Raw genomic sequence first — 2,039 nt, 5'->3', positions numbered from 1 at the left:
ATATCTGCAACCAGATCCCAGGCTGCGTCGGGGAGTTCATACCGCTTTGCCATCTTGGCCTCCTGGCTTTAATGGCGGTGTATTTTACAGAAAATCGTATTTCTTGGGTTTACGTACAGAGCCTAGCAGCAGCTTCGCATTGAAGAGCTGTTGACATGCCCGCCGTATCTTGGGGATGTCATAAATTCGAACATTATTGTATCCAACGACAATCAGGCATTTTTCCATATGTTTGTTACTCCTATGTAGGCATCGCACCTGGCGCTTAATGAATGTGCTGCAACTTTGAAAGCCCTACTTTTATTATTTGTTTGTCTGAGCCTGGCTCTGGTTTGTTAATTGATTGTTTTTATTAGTTCCAAACCCTCGATCCCTTGTATTCCTAGTCCAGGCTGTTCACTCAACACCACGGTGTTGGCAGCCATCGTGGCTCCACCCATAACAGGGTTGCTCGCGATCAAGGCTATAGCATCCAGATCAATGAACCTGAAATCCCTGCCTGAGCAAAAACTCGCCATTGCCGCTATTCCAATGGGCGATTCCATAAGGCACGTCGCAGCGCAAATCTTGGACCTCAGACGCGCCATTTCGTAGGCCGCTCTTGCGCAACGGATGCCGCCGAGCTTCATGAGTTTTATTGCCAGTCCGTCGACCAAGCCGTTACTTGTAAGAACAATTGCTTCCTGTACTGATGAGCAACTTTCGTCCGCTATTATGGGGATGTTTGAGGCAGCGCTTATTCGCGCAAGAGCGTGATGTTCTGTTGATCGTACAGGTTGTTCGATAAACGATAGGTTTGCGCCAATAGCCGTGACACGTTCGGCAAACGTCAAGGCGTCCTCTTCGCTCCATGCTTGATTGGCGTCAACTCCAATTTCAATTGTTTTTTTCACGGCGCGTCGGATCTCTTGAACCCGAAGAAGATCATCTTCTATACCCTGTGGAGATCCAAGTTTGATTTTCAATGTAGTAAAGCCGTTGCTTACGGCAGTACAAGCATCGTCAATCATCTCGTCGAGGCAGTTGTGGGAAATGGAGATGCCCGTAGTTATTTTATTGTGGCGGCCGCCGAGGAACCGATAGAGCGGAACACCAACGGCTTTAGAACTTAGGTCGTGCAAGGCGATGTCGATTGATGCTTTTGCCGCCGCGTTTGCGCTGATGCTGTGATCTATCGTGGTCAGTGTTTTTTCGAGGTTGGATACGTCGTTGCCCACCAATTTTGGTGCGAACACATCCCCCACTACCGATATTATCGAGTCGATGCTTTCGCTGCTCGTTCGTATCGAGGGGGTAGCAACACCGTAACCACGTAGTCCACAAGCTGTCTCAACTTCGATGACTATATCTTCGGTGCTTTCGACACGACGAACGGATGATATGAACGGTTTTTTAAGAGGGATACGCAATAAATTGATCGAAATACTCTTAATTCGCATCGTGTTACCTACCTTGAGCGCTATAGTCTGTTTTAGTATTTAAAAAAAGGACTGCGGCGATTATCAAAAATGTAATTCCGGTCAATGCCAGGATTTGGCCGGAAATCTCGACAGGAAAGTAGCGCGAGATCAAAGCACCCAATCCCCCTCCTGCACCGACCGAGAGTTCTTTTATGAATAGACAGTTGTCCCGCGCTCCGAATACATCTAAGTAGCTGGCAAAACATTCGATCAAGGAAAGAATCAATACCCAGGCAAGTGCGCCGGCTAATGTCTCTACATGGAAAACACCCAGGCTCGCTATTACGCATAAGCCACAGAGCATGGTTGCCCACGTTATAATCATCGCGGCTCTATCGCTGGCGAACTTCCCTATGATATGGATCACCACTTTTTGAAAAGCAACTATGAAGACGCTACTGGCTAGCACGACGAGTCCATACCACTGAGTGAGAGAGCCCAAGGTGGAGACGAGGCGGTCTCAAGGAGCAAGTGCAACAGTCAGTTAACTTTTCTGCACTTGCTAAGCGAACGCAATCCCGCTTCCAAAACATCATCATCAATGGACGTCTGACCGAACCGAGCCGATCTGCTTGCACA

Annotated in this window: 2 protein-coding genes; both read right to left on the bottom strand. The window is 48.2% G+C overall.

Annotation, left to right across the window (positions count from 1 at the left end; all coding sequences use genetic code 11):
- Positions 1–335 precede the first annotated feature (335 nt).
- The gene (locus tag AC19YR_RS24680; RefSeq protein ID WP_500600434.1) at positions 336–1,439 is read right to left on the bottom strand and encodes a mandelate racemase/muconate lactonizing enzyme family protein; all 1,104 of its coding nucleotides are present in this window, start codon (positions 1,437–1,439) and stop codon (positions 336–338) included.
- A 4-nt stretch (positions 1,440–1,443) separates the two neighbouring features.
- Positions 1,444–1,869, bottom strand: a complete 426-nt coding sequence (locus tag AC19YR_RS24675) for a hypothetical protein (protein ID WP_500600433.1) — start codon at positions 1,867–1,869, stop codon at positions 1,444–1,446.
- Between the last annotated feature and the right edge of the window lie 170 nt (positions 1,870–2,039).

The organism is Pseudomonas sp. MF08817, assembly GCF_059862705.1.
The sequence above is the reverse complement of the archived record's forward strand: the minus strand, read 5'-3'. Positions and strand labels throughout refer to the sequence as shown.